This window comes from Geobacter argillaceus, assembly GCF_007830735.1.
GTDB classification, from domain to species: domain Bacteria; phylum Desulfobacterota; class Desulfuromonadia; order Geobacterales; family DSM-12255; genus Geomobilibacter; species Geomobilibacter argillaceus.
In genome coordinates, this window is the sequence record NZ_VLLN01000001.1 from 125557 (window position 1) to 144109 (window position 18553).

At 58.0% G+C, this 18553-nt stretch carries 16 protein-coding genes; 4 read left to right on the plus strand and 12 right to left on the minus strand.

The genetic code is table 11. The features are described from left to right. Nucleotides 1–547: 547 nt before the first annotated feature. Nucleotides 548–2329 carry a sigma-54 interaction domain-containing protein gene (locus JN12_RS00550; RefSeq protein WP_246125678.1) on the minus strand — a complete coding sequence of 594 codons (1782 nt, stop codon included), beginning with the start codon at nt 2327–2329 and terminating at the stop codon, nt 548–550. Between the two features lie 188 nt (nt 2330–2517). After that, on the minus strand, nt 2518–2916 hold the full coding sequence (locus JN12_RS00555) for an alpha/beta hydrolase (protein ID WP_246125679.1): 399 nt from the start codon (nt 2914–2916) through the stop codon (nt 2518–2520). A 455-nt stretch (nt 2917–3371) separates the two neighbouring features. Between JN12_RS00555 and JN12_RS00560 the strand changes: the two genes are divergently transcribed. The 3 genes from JN12_RS00560 (at nt 3372) to JN12_RS00570 (ending at nt 5927) form a co-directional block, all read left to right on the plus strand. After that, nucleotides 3372–4433 (plus strand): NADH:flavin oxidoreductase/NADH oxidase, encoded by a 1062-nt coding sequence (locus JN12_RS00560; protein ID WP_145017018.1) that lies wholly within the window; start codon nt 3372–3374, stop codon nt 4431–4433. Between the two features lie 164 nt (nt 4434–4597). Further along, nucleotides 4598–5083, plus strand: a complete 486-nt coding sequence (locus JN12_RS00565; protein WP_145017019.1) for a hypothetical protein — start codon at nt 4598–4600, stop codon at nt 5081–5083. Between the two features lie 58 nt (nt 5084–5141). After that, nucleotides 5142–5927, plus strand: a complete 786-nt coding sequence (locus JN12_RS00570) for an alpha/beta fold hydrolase (protein WP_211360483.1) — start codon at nt 5142–5144, stop codon at nt 5925–5927. A gap of 53 nt (nt 5928–5980) precedes the next feature. Here the strand turns inward: JN12_RS00570 and JN12_RS00575 are convergent, their stop codons facing one another. From JN12_RS00575 to JN12_RS00620, 10 genes are all read right to left on the minus strand, one after another. After that, nucleotides 5981–6466 carry a YajQ family cyclic di-GMP-binding protein gene (locus tag JN12_RS00575; RefSeq protein ID WP_145017022.1) on the minus strand — a complete coding sequence of 162 codons (486 nt, stop codon included), beginning with the start codon at nt 6464–6466 and terminating at the stop codon, nt 5981–5983. Between the two features lie 35 nt (nt 6467–6501). Beyond that, the gene (locus tag JN12_RS00580) at nt 6502–7221 is read right to left on the minus strand and encodes a LolA family protein (RefSeq protein WP_145017024.1); all 720 of its coding nucleotides are present in this window, start codon (nt 7219–7221) and stop codon (nt 6502–6504) included. Nucleotides 7222–7268: 47 nt separating this feature from the next. Further along, nucleotides 7269–8078, minus strand: a complete 810-nt coding sequence (locus tag JN12_RS00585) for a LolA family protein (RefSeq protein ID WP_145017026.1) — start codon at nt 8076–8078, stop codon at nt 7269–7271. Between the two features lie 41 nt (nt 8079–8119). Beyond that, entirely contained in the window at nt 8120–9736 is a 1617-nt protein-coding gene (locus tag JN12_RS00590) for a chemotaxis protein CheA (RefSeq protein WP_145017028.1), read from the minus strand. A gap of 6 nt (nt 9737–9742) precedes the next feature. Beyond that, nucleotides 9743–10138 (minus strand): chemotaxis protein CheW, encoded by a 396-nt coding sequence (locus tag JN12_RS00595; RefSeq protein WP_145017030.1) that lies wholly within the window; start codon nt 10136–10138, stop codon nt 9743–9745. Next, a complete protein-coding gene (locus JN12_RS00600) occupies nt 10135–11418 on the minus strand; it encodes a methyl-accepting chemotaxis protein (protein WP_145017031.1) in 1284 nt (427 codons plus the stop codon). Before JN12_RS00600 ends, JN12_RS00595 begins: the two co-directional genes overlap by 4 nt. A gap of 110 nt (nt 11419–11528) precedes the next feature. Next, on the minus strand, nt 11529–12389 hold the full coding sequence (locus tag JN12_RS00605; RefSeq protein ID WP_145017033.1) for a CheR family methyltransferase: 861 nt from the start codon (nt 12387–12389) through the stop codon (nt 11529–11531). A 7-nt stretch (nt 12390–12396) separates the two neighbouring features. After that, nucleotides 12397–13380, minus strand: a complete 984-nt coding sequence (thiL, locus tag JN12_RS00610) for a thiamine-phosphate kinase (protein WP_145017035.1) — start codon at nt 13378–13380, stop codon at nt 12397–12399. Further along, nucleotides 13370–15838, minus strand: coding sequence for an endopeptidase La (gene lon / locus JN12_RS00615; RefSeq protein ID WP_407925364.1), 2469 nt, complete (start codon nt 15836–15838; stop codon nt 13370–13372). Before lon ends, thiL begins: the two co-directional genes overlap by 11 nt. Before the next feature lie 4 nt (nt 15839–15842). Continuing rightward, the gene (locus JN12_RS00620) at nt 15843–16298 is read right to left on the minus strand and encodes an Hsp20/alpha crystallin family protein (RefSeq protein ID WP_145017037.1); all 456 of its coding nucleotides are present in this window, start codon (nt 16296–16298) and stop codon (nt 15843–15845) included. Between the two features lie 259 nt (nt 16299–16557). Here JN12_RS00620 and JN12_RS00625 point away from each other — a divergent pair, with 259 nt between their 5' ends. Beyond that, nucleotides 16558–18450, plus strand: coding sequence for a tetratricopeptide repeat protein (locus tag JN12_RS00625; protein ID WP_145017039.1), 1893 nt, complete (start codon nt 16558–16560; stop codon nt 18448–18450). Nucleotides 18451–18553 lie beyond the last annotated feature (103 nt).

An 18553-nucleotide genomic window follows, 5' to 3' on the forward strand; every position in this document is an offset into this window, starting at 1 on the left:
CCCCTTGAATCACAGCAACGAAAGGAATACGGCAGCAAACCCGCACAGATTCTTCCCAGAGTCGTGCAGCAACGATTTCAGCAAGGTCTTTAACCACCAATTCCACTTCGTGGTTGCAGGTCTTGATTCCGTTTCGAACATGATGAGACAGAAGGGACAGCTGCCAGCAAGGAACTCTTTGACCCTCTTGATGTACTAATGTTGGACTGTCGTATCATTCTGATATCGAACAGATAGCGAATGACGTGCCAGAACGTAGTTTTATTTATATCAAATGCCAATAAATGAACAACATACTGTTTATACTAGGCTTTATATTTATTTTCATTTCTAAAGGGATTACTCTGCGAACAAACCGGATCTTGCTTCGTGGATTTTGTGTCGATGTTTGTAGAATTTAGTCTACGATCGTGGACAAACAATAGTAAGTGCGAATTCGTTCACTGGGCTCCCATGTCCACACAGATGTGAATCAACTTGGAGCAGTACGAAACGGCACGTGAATGACGGGGAAATAAATTGGCAGGGATAGATTGAACTGAATCTATTATAGATTGTATTTCTGTGTTTTTTTATAGATTGCCGCTCGTGAGATGCCCAGCAGGGTTGCTGCTTCGTTTTTATTACCACCAGTTTGTTTCATGGCCCGTTCGATGAGCTGTTTCTCCAGTTCTTCGATCATTTCCGGCAGGGTTTTCTTCCCAAGACTCTCGTCAAAATCGACTGGTGCAGGCAACTCTAATGCAGGGAGGGAATAATGGGAGGGTGGCTGGACAATATAGTTCGGTAGGTGCTTCAATTCGATCAGGGCGCCCGTAACCGAATTGAATGCGCGTTCGATGATGTTACGCAGTTCACGAACGTTTCCGGGGAAATTGTAGTTTTTGATTGCCAACCAGGCATCCGGTGCCAAATCCTGAACATCCAGACCGAACTCGGCGTTGAAGCTGTCGATATAATGCTTGGTGAGCAGAAATATATCCTCAGCCCTTTCCCTAAGAGGTGGGATGTGGAGTGTCATAATGTCGAGGCGATAGTAAAGATCCATTCGGAACTTACCGTTATTGACCAGGTACTGCAAGTCGGCATTAGTTGCGGCCACGACCCTGACATCAACATGCTTAGTTTTGGTACTTCCGAGCGGAGAAAGCTCTTTTTCCTGTAGCACACGCAACAGTTTCCCCTGCATATGGAGGGGTAACTCGGCTATTTCGTCGAGAAAAATGGTTCCGGCATGAGCAAGCTCGAACTTGCCGACCTGCCCTCCTTTTTTCGCGCCAGTAAAGGCCCCCTCAACATATCCGAACAATTCCGACTCGAGTAAGTTCTCAGGAATAGCGGCGCAGTTGATTTCGACGAATGGGCCACTGCTGCGTTTGCTGGCTGCATGCAGGGCATGGGCAAAAAGCTCTTTGCCCGTACCGCTTTCCCCGATCAGCAAGACATTGGACCCCCTTTCTGCCACCTGAAGCAGGCTGCCTTTGAGATCCAGCATGATCTTGCTCTGACCAATAATATTATGGACATCATAACGAAGATCGCGACGTTTCTTAAACGCTACAGCAAGTTTGGCAGCATCAATATTCTGGACAAGCGGTTGTATAGAAATATCCGAAAGCACCTGAGCCTTCTCATCATGATGAATTTTACCAAATCCGCCTATCACCCTTCCATTCTTCGTCAGAGGATAGCGACTCACGATCCAATCCCGGCCGCTAATCAGGTGTGGTACCCCTATTTCGGCAATCCCGGTCTGCATCACAATCGGCAAACGAGAAAGTTTGGAATTTGAGTACGCAGGGTAAGTTTTCAGACAATGCTTGCCGATCAGGTTTTGAGGGAGTGTGCCAACAAATACTGCAAAGGACCTATTGACCATCGTTACCACACCTTCCCTATTGACGATGATCACCCCGTCCTTTTGGATATCCGCATCTTTAGTTATGATTTCAATGATTTCACTCAAAGGAAAGAACTGAGACTCATCCAGACAAGTTTTTCTGATACTTAATATTCCACCAACAGGCTTATTGTCCTCTTCAATAGGTTCGTAATCGCAAACCAGATTCTGCTCAAAAGCCTTAAACAGCTGAGAGCTGAAACAAAACCCTTTGTCAATAAGAAGACAAAGGTCATGGAACCCATCAACATCTTCCAAAGGTTTTCCGGTGAGTTCCTCTGGGCTTATATCTGCTAAGGACTTACATGGATAATTGGACGAAACTATCCTGAGATTCTCATCGAGAACAACAATCCATAGTCTTTCTGGATTTGAAAGTATCTCCAATCCATTACGCATTATGTGATTAACGTCAGTCATAAAACGCATACCAATCTACTGCCTCTAAGTTCTAATGACTGCAGTTATTATAATTATGTCATTCGGCGTTGAATTGCAAAAAAGAATTCCAGCGCATCCCAGATGGTTTAATAAAACATTTTTTTATTTTTGTTAAAATTATTACAGTAACACTGAATTGTCAACCAGATTTATACTCAGCAGAAGCGCTTGGAACGCTACTGCGCTTTCAAATATCTTTCAAACCACTCCCCAATCACGTCAACTTGTCCATTGAGAGGATGGTCTCCATCAATCATATGCAGAGTGGTCCGGTACAGGCGGGCAAACCGGATGCTATTCTCAGGCGGAACGATGTCATCACCCCAGCCGTGAACGATCTCGATCGTCTCGGCAAACGGCACTGGCTCTTGTACACCATGCCCCGGGAGATAGAGTGCCGGGGCCAACAGGAAGAGCCCCCGGGGACGGATAACCCGGGACGCCACCACCGACACATAGCCTCCCATGCTTGATCCCACGAGAATTAATGGCTTGTCGGTCGGAGTAACGGAGTCGAGCAGTATCTCCACCCGTTCGTCAGGATTGGTGGTACAGGTGTAGTCAATGCTCTGCACACTGCAACCACAACGTTTCGCACGAGCGGCAAGGTGGGTAATTTTGGTCCCCCAAGGACCGCTTTCTTTGCCATGACTGAAGACTATGTGAGGCAGCAAAGAGTGGTTGTCCCTTGATCCGGAGCTGTTATTGAGCATGAAAATATATCTCCCGTTAACGCCGGAAACCTTGGCTGGCAGGTTGACAGTATAGCCAGATAAGGCGTATATTAAAGATGTGGAAAGAATAAAAACTTTCCATCCTGAGGCTCTGGAAAAACGGATTGAAAACCCGAAAATCTAGGGCCTTTCGTTTTGCCCGCATCATCTTGCACGCCGGTTGACACAGCTCCCCATATCGCCTGCAATTCCGCTTAAGCCACCTCGAATTCATAACTCGCCACCGCTGTGCTCTCTATTGCAGGTATACTTTTATATATGGCGCACAGTTTCGGTACACCACGGAGGAATCAGCCATGAGCATGCTTTTTTCACCACTAACCCTGAGGTCCATCACGTTTCGCAACCGGATTTTCGTTTCCCCCATGTGCCAGTATTCCAGTCACAACGGGCTGCCCACCGACTGGCACCTCGTTCATCTCGGCAGCCGCGCCGTGGGTGGTGCAGGACTGGTCATGGTCGAGGCAACCGCCATAAGCCCGGAAGGGCGGATCAGCCCGGACGACAGCGGCATCTGGAGCGACGCCCATGCCGAGGCGTTTGTACCGATCACCCGCTTCATCAGAGAACAGGGTGCTGTGCCGGGCATCCAGCTCGCCCATGCCGGTCGCAAGGGGTCATGTTCACTGCCGTGGCTCGGCGGTGGCCCCCTGGGGATGGGGGCCTGCGGCTGGCAGCCGCTTGCGCCGAGCGCCGTCCCCTTTGACGTGGGGCATCCCGTTCCCCGTGCCATAACGCTGGATGAACTGGACGAGATCGAAGCCCAGTTCCGCGCCGCCGCCCATCGGGCTCTTGCCGCCGGCTTCCAGGTGGTTGAGCTGCATATGGCCCACGGCTACCTGCTCCACGAATTCCTCTCTCCGCTGGTTAACCAGCGAGGGGACGACTACGGCGGCAGCCTGGAAAACCGGCTCCGGTTCCCGCTGCGAGTGGCCCGCGGGGTGCGCCAGGAATGGCCAAAGGAACTGCCGCTGTTTGTCCGCATCTCCGCAACCGACTGGGCAGCCGGTGGCTGGGATATCGATCAGTCGGTGCTTCTGGCCCGCCAGCTGAAGGAGCTCGGGGTGGACCTGATGGACTGCTCTTCAGGGTTTGCGGTACCGGATGAACCGGTTCCCTTCGGTCCCGGCTTCCAGGTCCCCTTTGCAGCCAGGGTCCGGGCCGAGGCCGGGATTGCCAGCGGTGCAGTCGGCTTCATCACCGAGCCGGCCCAGGCCGAGCAGATAGTGGCCACTGGCCAGGCCGATGTCGTGCTGCTGGGACGGCAGATGCTGCGCGACCCCTACTGGCCGCTCCATGCCGCCAAGGCCCTGCGCGTGGAGATCCCCTGGCCGAACCAGTATTTACGGGCCAACTAGTCGGCTTCACGTCGCTGTTGTGAAGGCAGGCACCGCCATAACGGGACGCATGGTAATGACCTGCGTCCCGTTACTTTTCCTTTGGGCAGCAAGCCGTTCAGGCAGCACCGGCCTATATTCTTTTTTGTTCGCTAGAGGTAAAATATTGCAAGGAGGTGAAGACAATGTTACTGAGAATCGTATCATTGGTTATGCTCTGCATGCTGTCGACAGCTCCTGAACTCCATGCCGCCGGCATGAGCACAGTGGCCGACCTGCCGTATCGGCACAGCGCATTCGACTTCAAATACGCCTGGAAGACAGCCCCTCTCGGACAGGGGGTAGCTATTGACGGTCTGGTGAAAAACATCCGCTACTTCAATGTAGAAGGGGCAGTGCTGACCGTATCCCTGCTGAACGGTGAACGGAAAGTGCTGGCCGAAGCAACCACCATCCCCATCCCGAAACGGATACGGATGGATGAAGTACTGCCGTTTGATATGGTACTGAAGGGTGCCACCCTGAGCCCGGGCGACCGGCTGCGGTTCCTGATCCTCTACCGCGCTACCGACGGGAGTGATGGCGTCGGCTTATGGATGAGCAGTTTCACGGTCGACGCAACAACCGGTGCAGTGCTGGCCGGGAAGGTCAGACCGGCCACCGCGTGGTAATGGACCAAAGTTTCACTGTACCCATGAGAGGGGATCTGTCGCCCCAGAGGAGGAGCGCATGACAATGGCATTTCTGACTGTTCAATCGCGGCGACTAGAGTACGTACGACTGCAACCAACGACCATGACCGCGAAAGTGCACAGACCGTCCATTGTCATGCTCCACGAAGGGTTGGGATCGATCGCCATGTGGCGGGATTTTCCGCAGCAGGTGGCAGATGCAAGCGGCTGTGAAGTTGTAGTGTATTCGCGCTACGGCTACGGCATGTCAGACCCCACTGAACAGAGCCGTGACGTCAATTTCATGCACAAAGAGGCGCTGGAGGCGCTTCCCGACCTGCTGGATCAGTTGCATATCAGGAAGCCGATCCTGTTTGGCCATAGCGATGGCGGTTCCATCGCCTTGATTTATGCCGGAGGAGCGCAGCGCGACCTAACCGGCGTGATTGCGATGGCACCGCATGTCAAGGTGGAACAGCTAACCGTCACCAGCATTGCGGCGGCCAGAGAGGCTTACCTGGATGGCAACCTGGGCGAGAAGCTGGCCAGGTACCACGCCAACGTGGATCTGACATTCCGGCCCTGGGCCGATATCTGGCTGCACCCGGCATTTCTGCACTGGAACATCGAGGGCTATCTCCCCCCGATCGCCTGCCCGATTCTGGCCATTCAGGGTGTTGACGACGAATACGGCACGATGGAGCAAATCCACATCATCGATCGCACGGTAAAGGATGTCGAACTCCTGAAGCTTCCCGATTGCAGGCATTCGCCGCACAAGGACCAACCCCGGGCCGTGCTGAAGGCGGTCGCGGCCTTTGTAGAAAAAATCACTGTCACATAACAAAAAAGCCACCCCGCAGGATGGCTTTTCAACGACGACGCGAATGGCGTCGGTCAGGAACGGAAGTTCACGAACTGCATCTCCACCTCCAGATCCTTGCCTTTGAGGAGTTGGATGACCTCCTGCAGGTCGTCGATGTTCTTGCCGACAACCCGCACCTGATCGTCCTGGATCTGCGGCTGCACCTTCAGTTTGGTCTCCTTGATGACCGCAATGATTTCTTTCCCCTTCTCCTTGGAGATCCCCTGCTGAATGGCGATGTTCTGTCGAACCATGCCACCGGAGGCCGACTCGGTCTTGCCGTACTGTAACGCCTTGGGGGAAATCCCCCGCTTGATGAACTTTGACTGGAGCACCTCGATGACCGCCTTCAGCTTATAGTCGTCATCGGCCAGCACCTTGATGCTCTCGTTTTCCAGGCTCACTTCACACTTGGACCCCTTGAAGTCGTAACGCTGGGCGATCTCCTTGACCGCCTGATTGACCGCGTTGTCCACCTCCTGCATTTCCACTTTCGAGACGATATCAAACGATGGCATGGATAACCTCCGGGATTGGTTACGTAGCTTATAAGTTACCGATTTTCTATGACCTGCACACCTTGCGGGACCTTGAAATTGAAGCGCTCACTCACCATCCCCCGGTTCACCTTCACGCTACTGTACTCGATGACGGTCCGGTTCCCCATCGGGTCGTAGAGAACCGATGAAATGATCGGAAAGAGAACCTGCGGCTTGCCGCTGGCCCGAAACTGCTCCACCGCGTCACCCGCCACGGTCAGCTGAAGTTTGGCAACCGCCGGTGTCGGCTTCCTGGGGAGCAGTTCCAGCGTGTAGTTCCCCTTCAGGTCCGGCGCCTGGCCGGCAAAACGGATGGTGAAGTCCTGGGAGAGGCGGCCGAGCCCGGTCAGGTAACTCATGGCGATGGCATTGCCGCCGGCAAAGAGGGTAGCGGCATCGCTCACCAAGACCTGGCGATTCTCCTGCTGATAAAACCAGACCGTTTTTCCGTCACAGATGATCTGCTGTTTCGGATTGGCATAGTTGAACCTGAACAGCGGATTCGCCCCCTTGCCCTTTTTCAACAGGAGTTCGCCGCTCCCCTTCTCTTCACGCTTGATGGCACTGATGGTGGTCCGTTGGCTGAAGCCGGCCTGCAGGTCGTGCAGTGCGCCATAGCCTCTTTCCAGGGTGGCGACTACCTCCCGGAGGGTAGCAACTGGAGTTGCCGCGGCCGGCACGGCCAGAGCAGCGACAAGCGCTGCGGTCAATATACGGCTGAAAAGCTTGAACATTATGAAATCCCTGAATTCACCGGCCTCACTCTGCATGGTCGGCCCGTTTACCGGCCGGTTGGCGGCCGTACCACCTGCACATCTGCCGGAGGCATGAACTTGAAGAAGAAGTCGGAGAGAAAGATGTTGGTCTTTATGTTGCTGAACTCCATGGTGGTGGTGTTGCCGTCGGGGTCGATGACCGTGGTGGAGAGAATGGGAAACTCCAGCTCCGGGCGGTTCAGGGCGTAATCGTTGCGCCCCTGGCGGCTGTAAGCGTGGCGCAGGACCGCATCCTTGTGCACCACCAGCAAAAGCTTGGCGATGGATACGCTGACGCGGCGCGGGGTGAGCTCCAGCACGTAATTCCCGCCCACGTCCCGTACACCGCTGGCAAAGGTGATCTCGAAGTCCTTGGAGATGCGGCCGAGCCCCTGGAGAAAGTTGGTGGCCCGGTCCCGCTCCGGATTGAAGCGGGAATCGGGATCAAAGGTATCCCTCACATCGCTCAGGATTACCCGGCGGTTGTCAGGCTGGTACATCCAGAGGCTCCGGCCGTCACAGATGATCTCCTGGGTGAGGGGTCGGAAGTAGTCGAAGCGGAACATGAGGGGTTCGGAACCGGTGGCCAGCTTCAGGAACATCTGGCCATCGGCCCGCAGTTCCCGATTCTGTGCCGCAATCGTGGAGCGCTGGAAGAAGTCGGCACTCACCGTAGTCAGCGGAGGGAGGCCGTTCCTGCCGATCCTGAACTGCTGCTCAACCGAGTCGATCACATCGTTCAAGCCGACCCTGGCCGGCTCAACGGCAAGGGACTCAAGGGGGATGATCAACCCCAGAAGCAGCACCAGTGCGGAGAACATCCTGAATATCTTCATGCAATCCTCCTCTGTTCAGCGACAGATTTTGCCATAATCGATCATGAGGCGCAACCCGAATATGGCACAGGGAGCGTGGCCGGGTCGAGAATCAACACCACGCTCCCGTCACCCTGAACGGCACCGCCGGAAAAACCGCGCAAGACCTCTAACGGGCGGCCGAGCGGCTTGCTGTAGACCTCCCGATGGCCAATGATTTCGTCAACGGCAAACCCCACCAGCGCCCCCCGGACCTCGCAGTGAAGCACCGGGATATGGTCCTGGCCAGTCGATATCGAGGGGGTGCCGAGGATACTGCCGAGGAGCTCCAACCGCAGTTCTGAACCGTTGCAGGAGAAGTATCCCCCCCCATCGCGCCGGACAATAGCGCTCCGGTCGAGGTCACTCGTCCGGCGGATCACGGTCAGCGGCACTGCCAGCGTCAAGTGGGCTACCCGCACCAGCAGGACATTGATGATGGCAACCGTTGCCGGTATCCGCAAGGTAATGATCGTACCGGCCCCCGGTTCCGCATCAATGGCAAGAGTCCCCCCCAGTTGCTGGACGGCGGTCAACACCGCATCCATACCGACGCCGCGGCCGGAGACCTCCGTCACCTCACTGGCCGTGGAAAAGCCGGGGAGACAGGTCAGCAGAAACGCCTGGTGCCGCGACATCTCCGCAGCCTCGTCACTCCCGATCACCCCTTTTGCCAGGGCTGACGCCACGATCCTGTCCGGGTCCATCCCCCGGCCATCGTCACGCACCGTGACCACGACCCGGTCCAGTTCCCGTTCCACCTGGAGCTGGACGGTCCCGACCGGCGGCTTGCCATAGGCACTCCGTTCGTCGGCCCTTTCCAGTCCGTGGTCGACGGCGTTCCTGATGATGTGCAGCAGGGGATCGGCCAGGGCTTCCAGGATGGCGCGGTCCAGTTCGACATCGGTTCCTGAGGCGACCCACGTCACCTCTTTGTCTTCTTTGCGGCCCAGGTCCCGCACGACCCTGGGGAGCCGGTCACTGATCGTGGCAAAGGGGAGCAGGCGGGCACTGGTCACATCGTCACGCAGACCGCGAACCAACCGGGTCAGGTCATTAACCGCCTCCATGAGCCCCGGCACACCACCATCCGCGGCCAGGAGTTCCAGCCGGTGCCGGATCGTCAGGAGTTCACCGGCACAGTTCACCAGCTTGTCCAGCAGCGTTGTCCTGATCCGGACCGTCCGGAGTTCGTCGCCAGGCGGCGCTTCCTTCCGGCTGCTGACTTTCTTGTCGCGCCCCGCCGGCACAGCGGGCTCACCCTCTGACGCCGGATCGTACCCCCTGATCCGGCCGATGAGTTCTTCTGCCGGTGAAGCCGACGTCCCCTCTGCTACCGCATCCACCATGAGATGAAGGAAATCGCCCCCCTCCAGGAGCAGGTCGGTCACCCCCTTGGCAAATGGCAGCCCCTTTCTGACCCGATCCATGAGGTCTTCCAGGGCATGGGCCAGTCCGGTAATTGCTTCCAGTTCAAGCGAGGCAGCCATCCCCTTCACCGAATGGGCGGCGCGAAACAGCGCGGCAATGCCTTCCGGGTCGGCTGCTCCCTGTTCGAGGGCCACGACCAGTCGGGACATGGTCTGCAGATGCTCCCTCGCCTCGTTCACAAAGAGATCGCGGTACTGTGAAATGTCCATGGGCTACTACCCTCTGCCTTTTTCGGCAACAGGCGGAAACAGGGCGGTCATGGCGGCTTCCAGGCGGGAAAGGAGCATCTGCGGCTCGATCGGGGTGGCAGCGGGATCACCCGTCACCGCCAACTGCTCCACACCGGACACCAGCAGGGCGAGCGCGGCGATTTTCCGATCGAACAGCAGGCAAAGGGAAGGTGGGGCTGCATCGGGAACATCCAGGAAACGGGCAAGATCCACTGCAGCGGTAAGTTCACCATGCAGCGAGCAGACGCCGAGGAGCCAGTCAGGTGCGCCGGGAACCGGGGAACAGGCCGGCACCGGAAGGAGTTCAACCACCGCGGCAACCGGCAGTAGATAGCGTCCCTCGCCAACCCGCACCAGAAGGCACTGTTCGCCAGCAGTCATTGCCCGCCCATCCCTGCTCCGGCTGGAATACTGAAGCGCTCCACGGCCCGGAGCAGGGTAGCCGCAAGCTGCGCCAGTTCCTGGCTCGCACGAACCATCTCCTGCATGGCAGCCGACTGTTCCTCGGTGGCAGCCGAGACCTCCTCGGTTGAAGCGGCATTGTCCTCGGCCACCCGGGCGATCTCGTCGATGGCATGCACCATCTTTTCGGCCCCCTGGTTCTGCATCTGGGAAAGATCGGCAATGCTGTTCGCCTTCCGTTCCGTCTCCAGAACCGTTTTCAGGATCTCGGCAAATACCGTTGCCGTGGTATCGACATGTTTCTTGCCCTCGCCGATCTGCCGGGAGCTGTCAGCAAAGGCCGCATGAACGGTCTGGCTCTGACCCTTGATCTGCTCAACCAGGTCGATGATGTCGGCAGCGGACTTCCCGGTCCCATCGGCCAGCCTACGGACCTCTTCGGCGACCACGGCAAACCCCTTGCCGTATTCGCCGGCCCGGACCGCCTCGATGGAGGCATTGAGGGCGAGCATGTTGGTCTGGCGGGCTATCTCGCTGATCACGTCGGCAATCTTCCCCACCTGCTGCAGCTTGGCATTCAGGTCGGCAAACTGTCGCCCTGACGCTTCGACCCCGTCGAGAAACGACTTCATACGGTCAAGCGCTCCGTTGGCCAGCTCTCCGCCCCGCTGGGCCGTCAAGCTGGTTTCCCGGGCAGCAACGGCCGACTCCTTGGCCCGCTTCGCCACCAGCTCGATCGAGATGGCCATCTCGTGGATGGTCTTGGAACTCCGTCCCACCATCTCCGCCTGGTTCTCCGCACCGTGGGAAATCTGTTCGATCGCCTGGGCGACCTCTTCAGTGGAGGCATTGATCTCCAGGGCCGATGCCGACAGGGTACGGGCCGAGTCGGAAACATGGCCCGATACCTCCCGGATCTGCCGGACCAGGGACTGCAGGTTCGACACCATCGTGGCGAGCGCATTGGCCATGGCCTCGGTTTCATCGGGGAAACGGCTCGCCGGCACGTTGACTGCACAGGTCAGGTCTCCCCGGCTGATCCCCTCGGTTGCGGCGGTCAGGGCACCGATCCGCCGGTTGAAGCTCCGGGTGAAGAACCACCCGAGGATCAGGCCGATGGTTAGTGCCACCAGATAGGAAAGGATGCTGGTCAGCTCGGGCGGGTAGCCGAGCAGGCGGACAGCAGCCGGGACAAAGGCAACGGTCGCCACCACGACCACGAAACCGAGGATGAATTTGTAGCCAATGGGAACATGCATGGAAGGCCCTCCCGAAAAGTTCAAGGTTCAACGTTCAAGGTTGAATTCTAACGTGAGAGATGCGACATGCAATAAATCAAACGTAGAACATAGAACCTTGAACGTAGAACTTATTTCACCACCCGATAAATCCGCTCCACCGGACAGATGGCCTGGAAGAGCCGGCGGTTTTCGCCGAAGAGGGTCTCGGACTTGCCGAGGACCAGAATACCACCGGGACGAAGGACACGGGCGAAGTTGCGAATGATCCGTTCCTGCTGGACCCGCTCGAAATAGATAAGGACATTGCGGCAGAGGATCAGGTCGCACTCTTCATAGGCATCCGTATCGAACATGTCCGCTTGGCGGAAAGAGACCATCTGCAGGATTTCGGGTTTCAGCTGATACCGGTCCGCCTGTTGGGTAAAATACGCGTTGCGAAAAGAAGGAGGAAGTTCTGCCAGCCGTTCTTCGACATAGCTCCCCTGACGGGCAGCGGCAAGGACCATGGCCTCGATGTCCGTTGCGACAATCTCGACATCGATTCCCGGGATGGACGGCATCAGATCACGCAGTACCATGGCCAGGGTATAGGGCTCTTCCCCCCCTGCACACCCAACGCTCCAGACCCTGAGGGCGACCCTCCCCTCCTGGCTGCGAAGCCTCATCAAGGAAGGGAGGACATCGTTTCCCAGCTTCTCGAACATCGGGGGGTTGCGATAGAACTGGCTGACATGGATGGTCAGCACCTTGAGGAGCCGGTCCAGTTCGACCTCGCTCTCCGTAAGCAGGGAGCAGTACTCTCGTACCGTTGCACAGTGGTTGGCACGGATACGGATGGATATCCGCCGCCTGACGCACTTGTCCTTATAGCCGTCGAGCCGGAACCCCCGCTGCTCCTTGAGCAGCCGCTGGATAACGAGGAGTTCCTCCTCGCCGATCTCAATAACGGGTGGCACGGGCTGAGTGGTGTGCGGCGCTGAAAGGGGCATGGCAACCTTATCGGAAATGGTCGAATCCGGCTGGACCGGGCTCCCAGGGAAGACCGTCGGGACCGGTAACGGTAATCCCCGGTTCGGGACGGATCTCGCCGATGATCGTAACCTGTGTTCCGGCAGCCGCAAAGAGTTCCTCGGCTATCGGCCATCGGTCTTTGGCAAGCGTGAACAGGAGTTCGTAATCTTCGCCCCCGGTAAGGGCGGGAGAGAACGGAGCCAAGGAGAGCCGGTGGACCGCCTCTTGGTAGGCTTCAGAAAGGGGGAGGCGGGCCAGTTCGATGCTGGCGCCATATCCCGAATGCTCGAGAATATGTCCCAGGTCGGCCAACATACCGTCGCTCACGTCGATCATGGCAGAGGGGAGCCCGGCCGCTGCCAGCCTCTCCCCTTCGCGCAACCGCGGCGTGGGATCCAGATGCCGCCGGACACACCACCCTTCCCTATCGCCACGCCGCAGAAGCTCCAGCCCAACAGCCGCATCACCCACACTGCCGCTGACGCAGACCAGCTCGCCCGGCTTCGCCCCGGCGCGGGTAACGACCTTTGACGGCTCCTGCTCCCCCATGACGGTGACGGAGATGACCAGTCCGGACGTTGAACTGCAGGTATCGCCGCCGACCAGCGACACGCCGTGCTCCTCGGCCAGGGCCAGGAATCCGGCGGTAAAGATGTCGAGGAATTCAACGGAAAGGGTTGGCGGGATGGCCAGGGCCAGGAGCACGAAGCGGGGACGCCCCCCCATGGCAGCGATATCGGAGAGGTTGACCGCCAGGGACTTGCGCCCCAGGCGGTAGGGGTCGCTGTAGGAGAGGTCGAAATGCACCCCCTCCACCAGCATGTCGGTCGAGGTGAGGGTTACCGTGCCGGGAAAAGGTTCGGTGACTGCGGCATCGTCGCCGATGCCGAGTCGCACGCCGTCCCGGAGGCTCACGGTCCGGGAGAGCCGGTCGATGAACCCGAACTCCCCCAGTTCCCTAAGCTTCACCCGTTCCTCTGACCCTCACCCCTTTGCGCGGGGTGACCAGGACCTTGCGCGGGGCAGCTTTCACCTTTGCCGGTGGCTTGCCGGCCGTGGGCGGCGGATACGTTTCCAGGGCAACCTTCAGCACATCGTCGATCTCCCGTGCAGAGATTACCGTTACCTTCTTGAGGATCTGCTTCGGCACGTCCACCAGGTCCTTGCGGTTTTGTTCGGGGATGATGATGGTGCTGATCCCGGCCCGGATGGCCGCCAGCATCTTCTCCTTGAGCCCGCCGATGGGGAGCACCTTGCCGCGCAGGGTGATCTCGCCGGTCATGGCCACGTCCTTTCTGACCTTCACCTTGGTAAGTGCCGAAACCAGGGCCGTTGCCATGGTGATACCGGCCGACGGGCCATCCTTGGGGATCGCTCCGGCCGGCACATGGACGTGGATATCCTGACCGGCAAAGAAATCATCCTCCAGGTTCAGCTCCCTGGCCCGGGTCCGGATGTAGGATAAGGCCGCCTGCACCGACTCCTTCATCACGTCCCCCAGGTGACCGGTCAGGGTGAGGGCACCCTTCCCCTTCATCACCGTCGCCTCGATGTAGAGGATCTCTCCTCCCACCGGCGTCCAGGCCAGACCGGTAACCACCCCCACCTCGTTGCGGTCCATCTCCTCTTCACGGAGGAACTTCGGGGGACCCAGGTAGCGATGGACGGCAGAGGCATTGATGGCAAACCGCCGCTTCTCCCCCTCGGCCACCCGGCGTGCCACCTTCCGGCAGACCGAGCCGATCTCCCGCTCCAGATTGCGCAGCCCCGCCTCACGGGTGTATTTGCCGATAATCGTCTTGATCGCCTCGTCGGAGAAGGCGATATGCTTGTCCGTGATCCCGTTTTCCTTGGTCTGGCGCGGCACCAGATAGCGTTTAGCGATCTCCAGCTTTTCCTCCTCGGTATAGCCCGAAAGGTTTATCACCTCCATCCGGTCCTGGAGCGGCCCCGGCACGGTGTCGATCTGGTTGGCCGTGGCAATGAACATCACGTTGGACAGATTGAACGGCAGGTTGATGTAGTGGTCCGAGAAGGTGTGGTTCTGCTCCGGGTCCAGGACCTCCAGCAGGGCCGACGAGGGATCGCCCCGGAAATCGTTGCCGAGCTTGTCCAGTTCGTCCAGCATGAACACCGGGTTGTTGGTGCCGGCCTGCTTCAGCCCCTGGATGATCCTGCCCGGCAGTGCCCCGACGTAGGTGCGCCGGTGGCCGCGGATCTCCGCCTCGTCCCGCACGCCGCCCAGGGAGATCCGGACGAATTTGCGCCCCATGGCCCGGGCAATCGACTTCCCCAGCGAGGTCTTGCCGACACCGGGAGGACCGACAAAGCAGAGGATCGGCCCCTTCATCTTCTTTTTCAGCTTGCGCACCGCCAGGAACTCCAGTATCCGCTCCTTGATCTTGTCCAGGTAGTAGTGGTCCTCGTCCAGGATCTCCTTGGCCCGTGCAATCTCCAGGGAGTCCTTGGTGGCCTTGCTCCAGGGGATATCCACCATCCAGTCCAGAAAGGTCCGGAGCATCCCCGACTCGGCAGCGTCGGGATGCATCTGCTCCAGCCGCCCCAACTGCTTGAGCGCCTCTTTCTCGATCGCGGCGGGCATTTTGGCCTGCTCGATCGCCTTGCGGAGTTCGGAGATCTCCTCGGAACGGGCATCGGTCTCCCCCAGCTCCTGCTGGATCGCCCTGAGCTGCTCCCGCAGGTAGTACTCCCGCTGGCTTTTCCCCATCTCCTCCTTGGCCGCGGTCTGGATGCGGGCCTGCATGCTGAGAAGTTCGTGCTCCTTGATCAGCAGTTCGTTCACCTTGGTGAGCCGCTCTATCGGATCGAATATCTCCAGCAGCCCCTGGGCCTCCTCCACCTTGAGACCGATATTGCTCGCCACCAGGTCGGCAAAACTTCCCGGCTCCTGCATGTTCTCCACGATGACCATCACCTCGGGGGAGATCACCTTTCCCAGGGCGATGATCTTGGCCAATTGATCCTTAACGGCCCTCATCAGGGCCTCGACCTCCAGGGACCCTTCCGGCGGCTGCGTCTCGTGTATCCGCTCGATATGCACCGAGTAATAGGGCTTTTCACTCTCGTAGGAGAGGATGCGCCCCTTGACCAGCCCCTGGACCAGGATCTTCACCCGCCCGTCCGGAAGCTTCAGCATCCGCATGATCATGGCCACCGTGCCAACGGTGTAGATGGCATCCGGCGCCGGGTCCTCGTCGCTCACCTCCTTCTGGGTGGCGAGAAAGATGAGGCGGTCCCCGGAGAGGGCCTGGTCGACGGCATTGATGGATATCTCCCTCCCCACGAACAGGGGAAGGATCATGTAGGGATAGACCACCACGTCCCGTACCGGCAGCAGGGGAAGGACATCGGGAATCTTCAGTTCTTCGTTGTCCTGTTTGGCCTCTATTTCCATTTCCATTTCCATTACGTTAGTCTCCTTGCTGGATCGGAATGGTCCTGACGATTGCCGTCCGCTCTCTGTTGAGCGGAAAGGTCACCAGAAGCACCCCCATGTCGTACCGGGCTTTCGCCCCTTCCAGATCGCATGCCGGCGGGATTTCCAAGGTCCGGCAGAAACGGCCGAAATGCCTTTCCAGACAGATATATGTCTGGGAACGCTGTCCCCCGCACTCCTTCCCCTTCTGTCCCTCGATGACCAGGGTATTGCAGCAGATAGTGAGGCGCAGGTCCCTGAGCGGGAAGCCCGGCAGTTCTATTTCTATGCAGTAATTATCCGCTGTTTCGTAAATATCCAGGAGCGGCGTAAACTCCCGCTCGCCCAATTGGTCGGGGCGCTCCAGTCCTGAAAGAAAGGTGAATATTTCATTCATTTGCTGACGAAACAGCATCAGCCAGCCGAGTGGATCCTTCGGAATAACGGACATGGCACTCCCCTGAAGCAGGGCTTGAAATATGCATTCATGTAATCATTTTTCCGCTGAAAGTCAAGGGAAGGCGCCGGCCATGCGACTCCCGGAGCCGCACCAATCGGCGTATACATGAGAACTCATTGAAATATGGCCCTATGCTGTGTATACTTCGCATTTTTTCGGGGCCAGCAATCTACCATGGGAACTGTTCGTCCCCCCTTGCATACGGCTTTTTGCCAGATCACCACACGTACGCAGCACTGGAGAGAACCTCATGAAAGTTCTGATTAAAGGCACAACTCTGCTTCTGCCGGTCCTGCTCTTCTGCGGCTTCACCTGGGGCAAGGCGCCGGCTGCGAAATGCGACGAGGCCAAGAAAATGGCCGCGACGTTGGCAACCGGCGATGTCAGGAAACGGCTGGAAACCGAAGCACGCATCCAGGAACTCTGCAGCGATGGGGCGGCCGGTCACTACGCCAAAGGATTCGGTTTCGAGCAGGCCGGCAACAGTGAACGTGCCATCACCGAGTATCGTGAGTCTCTGCGCCTCGACCCCGATTTCTTCCTCGCCAATGGCCGCATAGGTCTGCTGCTCCTCGAACAGTCCAATCAAGATGAGGCAGCCGCCGACCTCACCAGGGGGCTGATGGGGGGAAGCAACCCGGAGTATCACAAGGGACTGGCCCGGATTTTCAGCGACAAAAAGCTTTACTCCCTTGCCCTGCACCATTACCAGGAAGCAATCGCCGCATACCCTACCGATTCCCTGCTGCTGATCGGCATGGCCGAAACGTACCGCGCAAGCGGCATGCTCTCCAAGGCAGCCGACGCATACCGCAAATCGCTGACCGTGGCACCGGGAAATGAACAGGCCCTCCTGGGCCTTGCCGACACCTACCGTGACCAGGAACAGTATGACCAGTCCCTGGCCGAACTGCGAAAGGCTGAGGCCGCCAACGCGCACAGCAAGGAGATTCATCGTCGCCTGGCCGAGGTCCTGGTTCACAAGGGGGACAAGAAAGGGGCTGAGTACGAATTCCTCCTGGCAGGCGTGCCGGCAACGCCACCCGCTTCGACGCAGCCGGATGATCTGCTGAAAAGCGGTGACGAGTACATGAAGGCCAGGGAGTTCGAAAAGGCGATTGCAGCCTATAAAGCTGTCACCAAGACCCGTCCCGACTCGGCCGAAGCCCACCAGTCGCTCGGTGCGGCGCTGGCTGCCGCAGGACGCGACGATGAGGCCATCGCCGCATACAAGGAGGCGGTCCGCCTCAAGGACCAGAGCGCCGAACTCCACCTGGGACTGGGAAAGCTTTATGAAAAAAAGGCATTTCTCGATGAAGCAGTGGTGGAATACCGGCGTGCCATCGGCATCACCCCCCTGAATGCGGACGCCCGCCGCCGGCTGGCAGATATCTATACGCTGCGCGGCACCCATGTCCAAGCGATTGAACAGTACAAGGAACTGCTCAAGACACGGGCCGACAATCCGGTCGTCCACTTCAAGCTGGCCCAGGCTTACGTGAACAACAAACAGTACCGGGAGGCCCAAGAGGCATACAGAGAATCCCTCAAACTCGACCCCGACAATATCGAGGCCCATCGAGAACTGGCAAGCCTGCTTCGGCGGAACAACGCGCTGGACGAGGCCGCAAAGCAGTACAAAGAGGTGCTGCGCCTGAAAAAGGGTGACCAGGAAGCGCGGACGGCACTCACCTCAATCTACGTGAAGGCCAAGACCTACGAACCGCTGATCGCCCTCTTGAAGGAGTCAGCCGAACTTTCGCCCGCCGATCCCAACAACCAGTACAAACTGGGCTTGGTGTATGAATTCAACAAGGATTACGACAACGCGGCAACCAGCTACCAGGAGACGGTGAAACTCAAGGAGGATCACGCCAAGGCCCTGAACGCCCTCGGCCGGGTGTACATGAAGACCGGACGGATACAGGACGCTAAGGTGGCCCTGGAGAAGGCCAAACAGGCCGATCCGAACCTGGAGGAGACAACCCTGCTCCTGAGCAACATAAAGGATGAACTCTCTCCCGAACCCAGAAAGTACACGAAGCACAAAAAGGGCAAAAAGGGGAAGGTCTCGAAAAAAGGGAGTAAAAGGGGTTCAAAAAAGGTCGCAACCGGCAAGAAGGGGAAGAAGGCCGCCCGTTAGCAGTGAAGCTGGCTGTATAAGAGGCCGGGTTCCCCGGCACGGCATGATAAAAAAAGTCCCGCAACACAATGTTGCGGGACTTTTCAGACGTACTCTCCGGCTA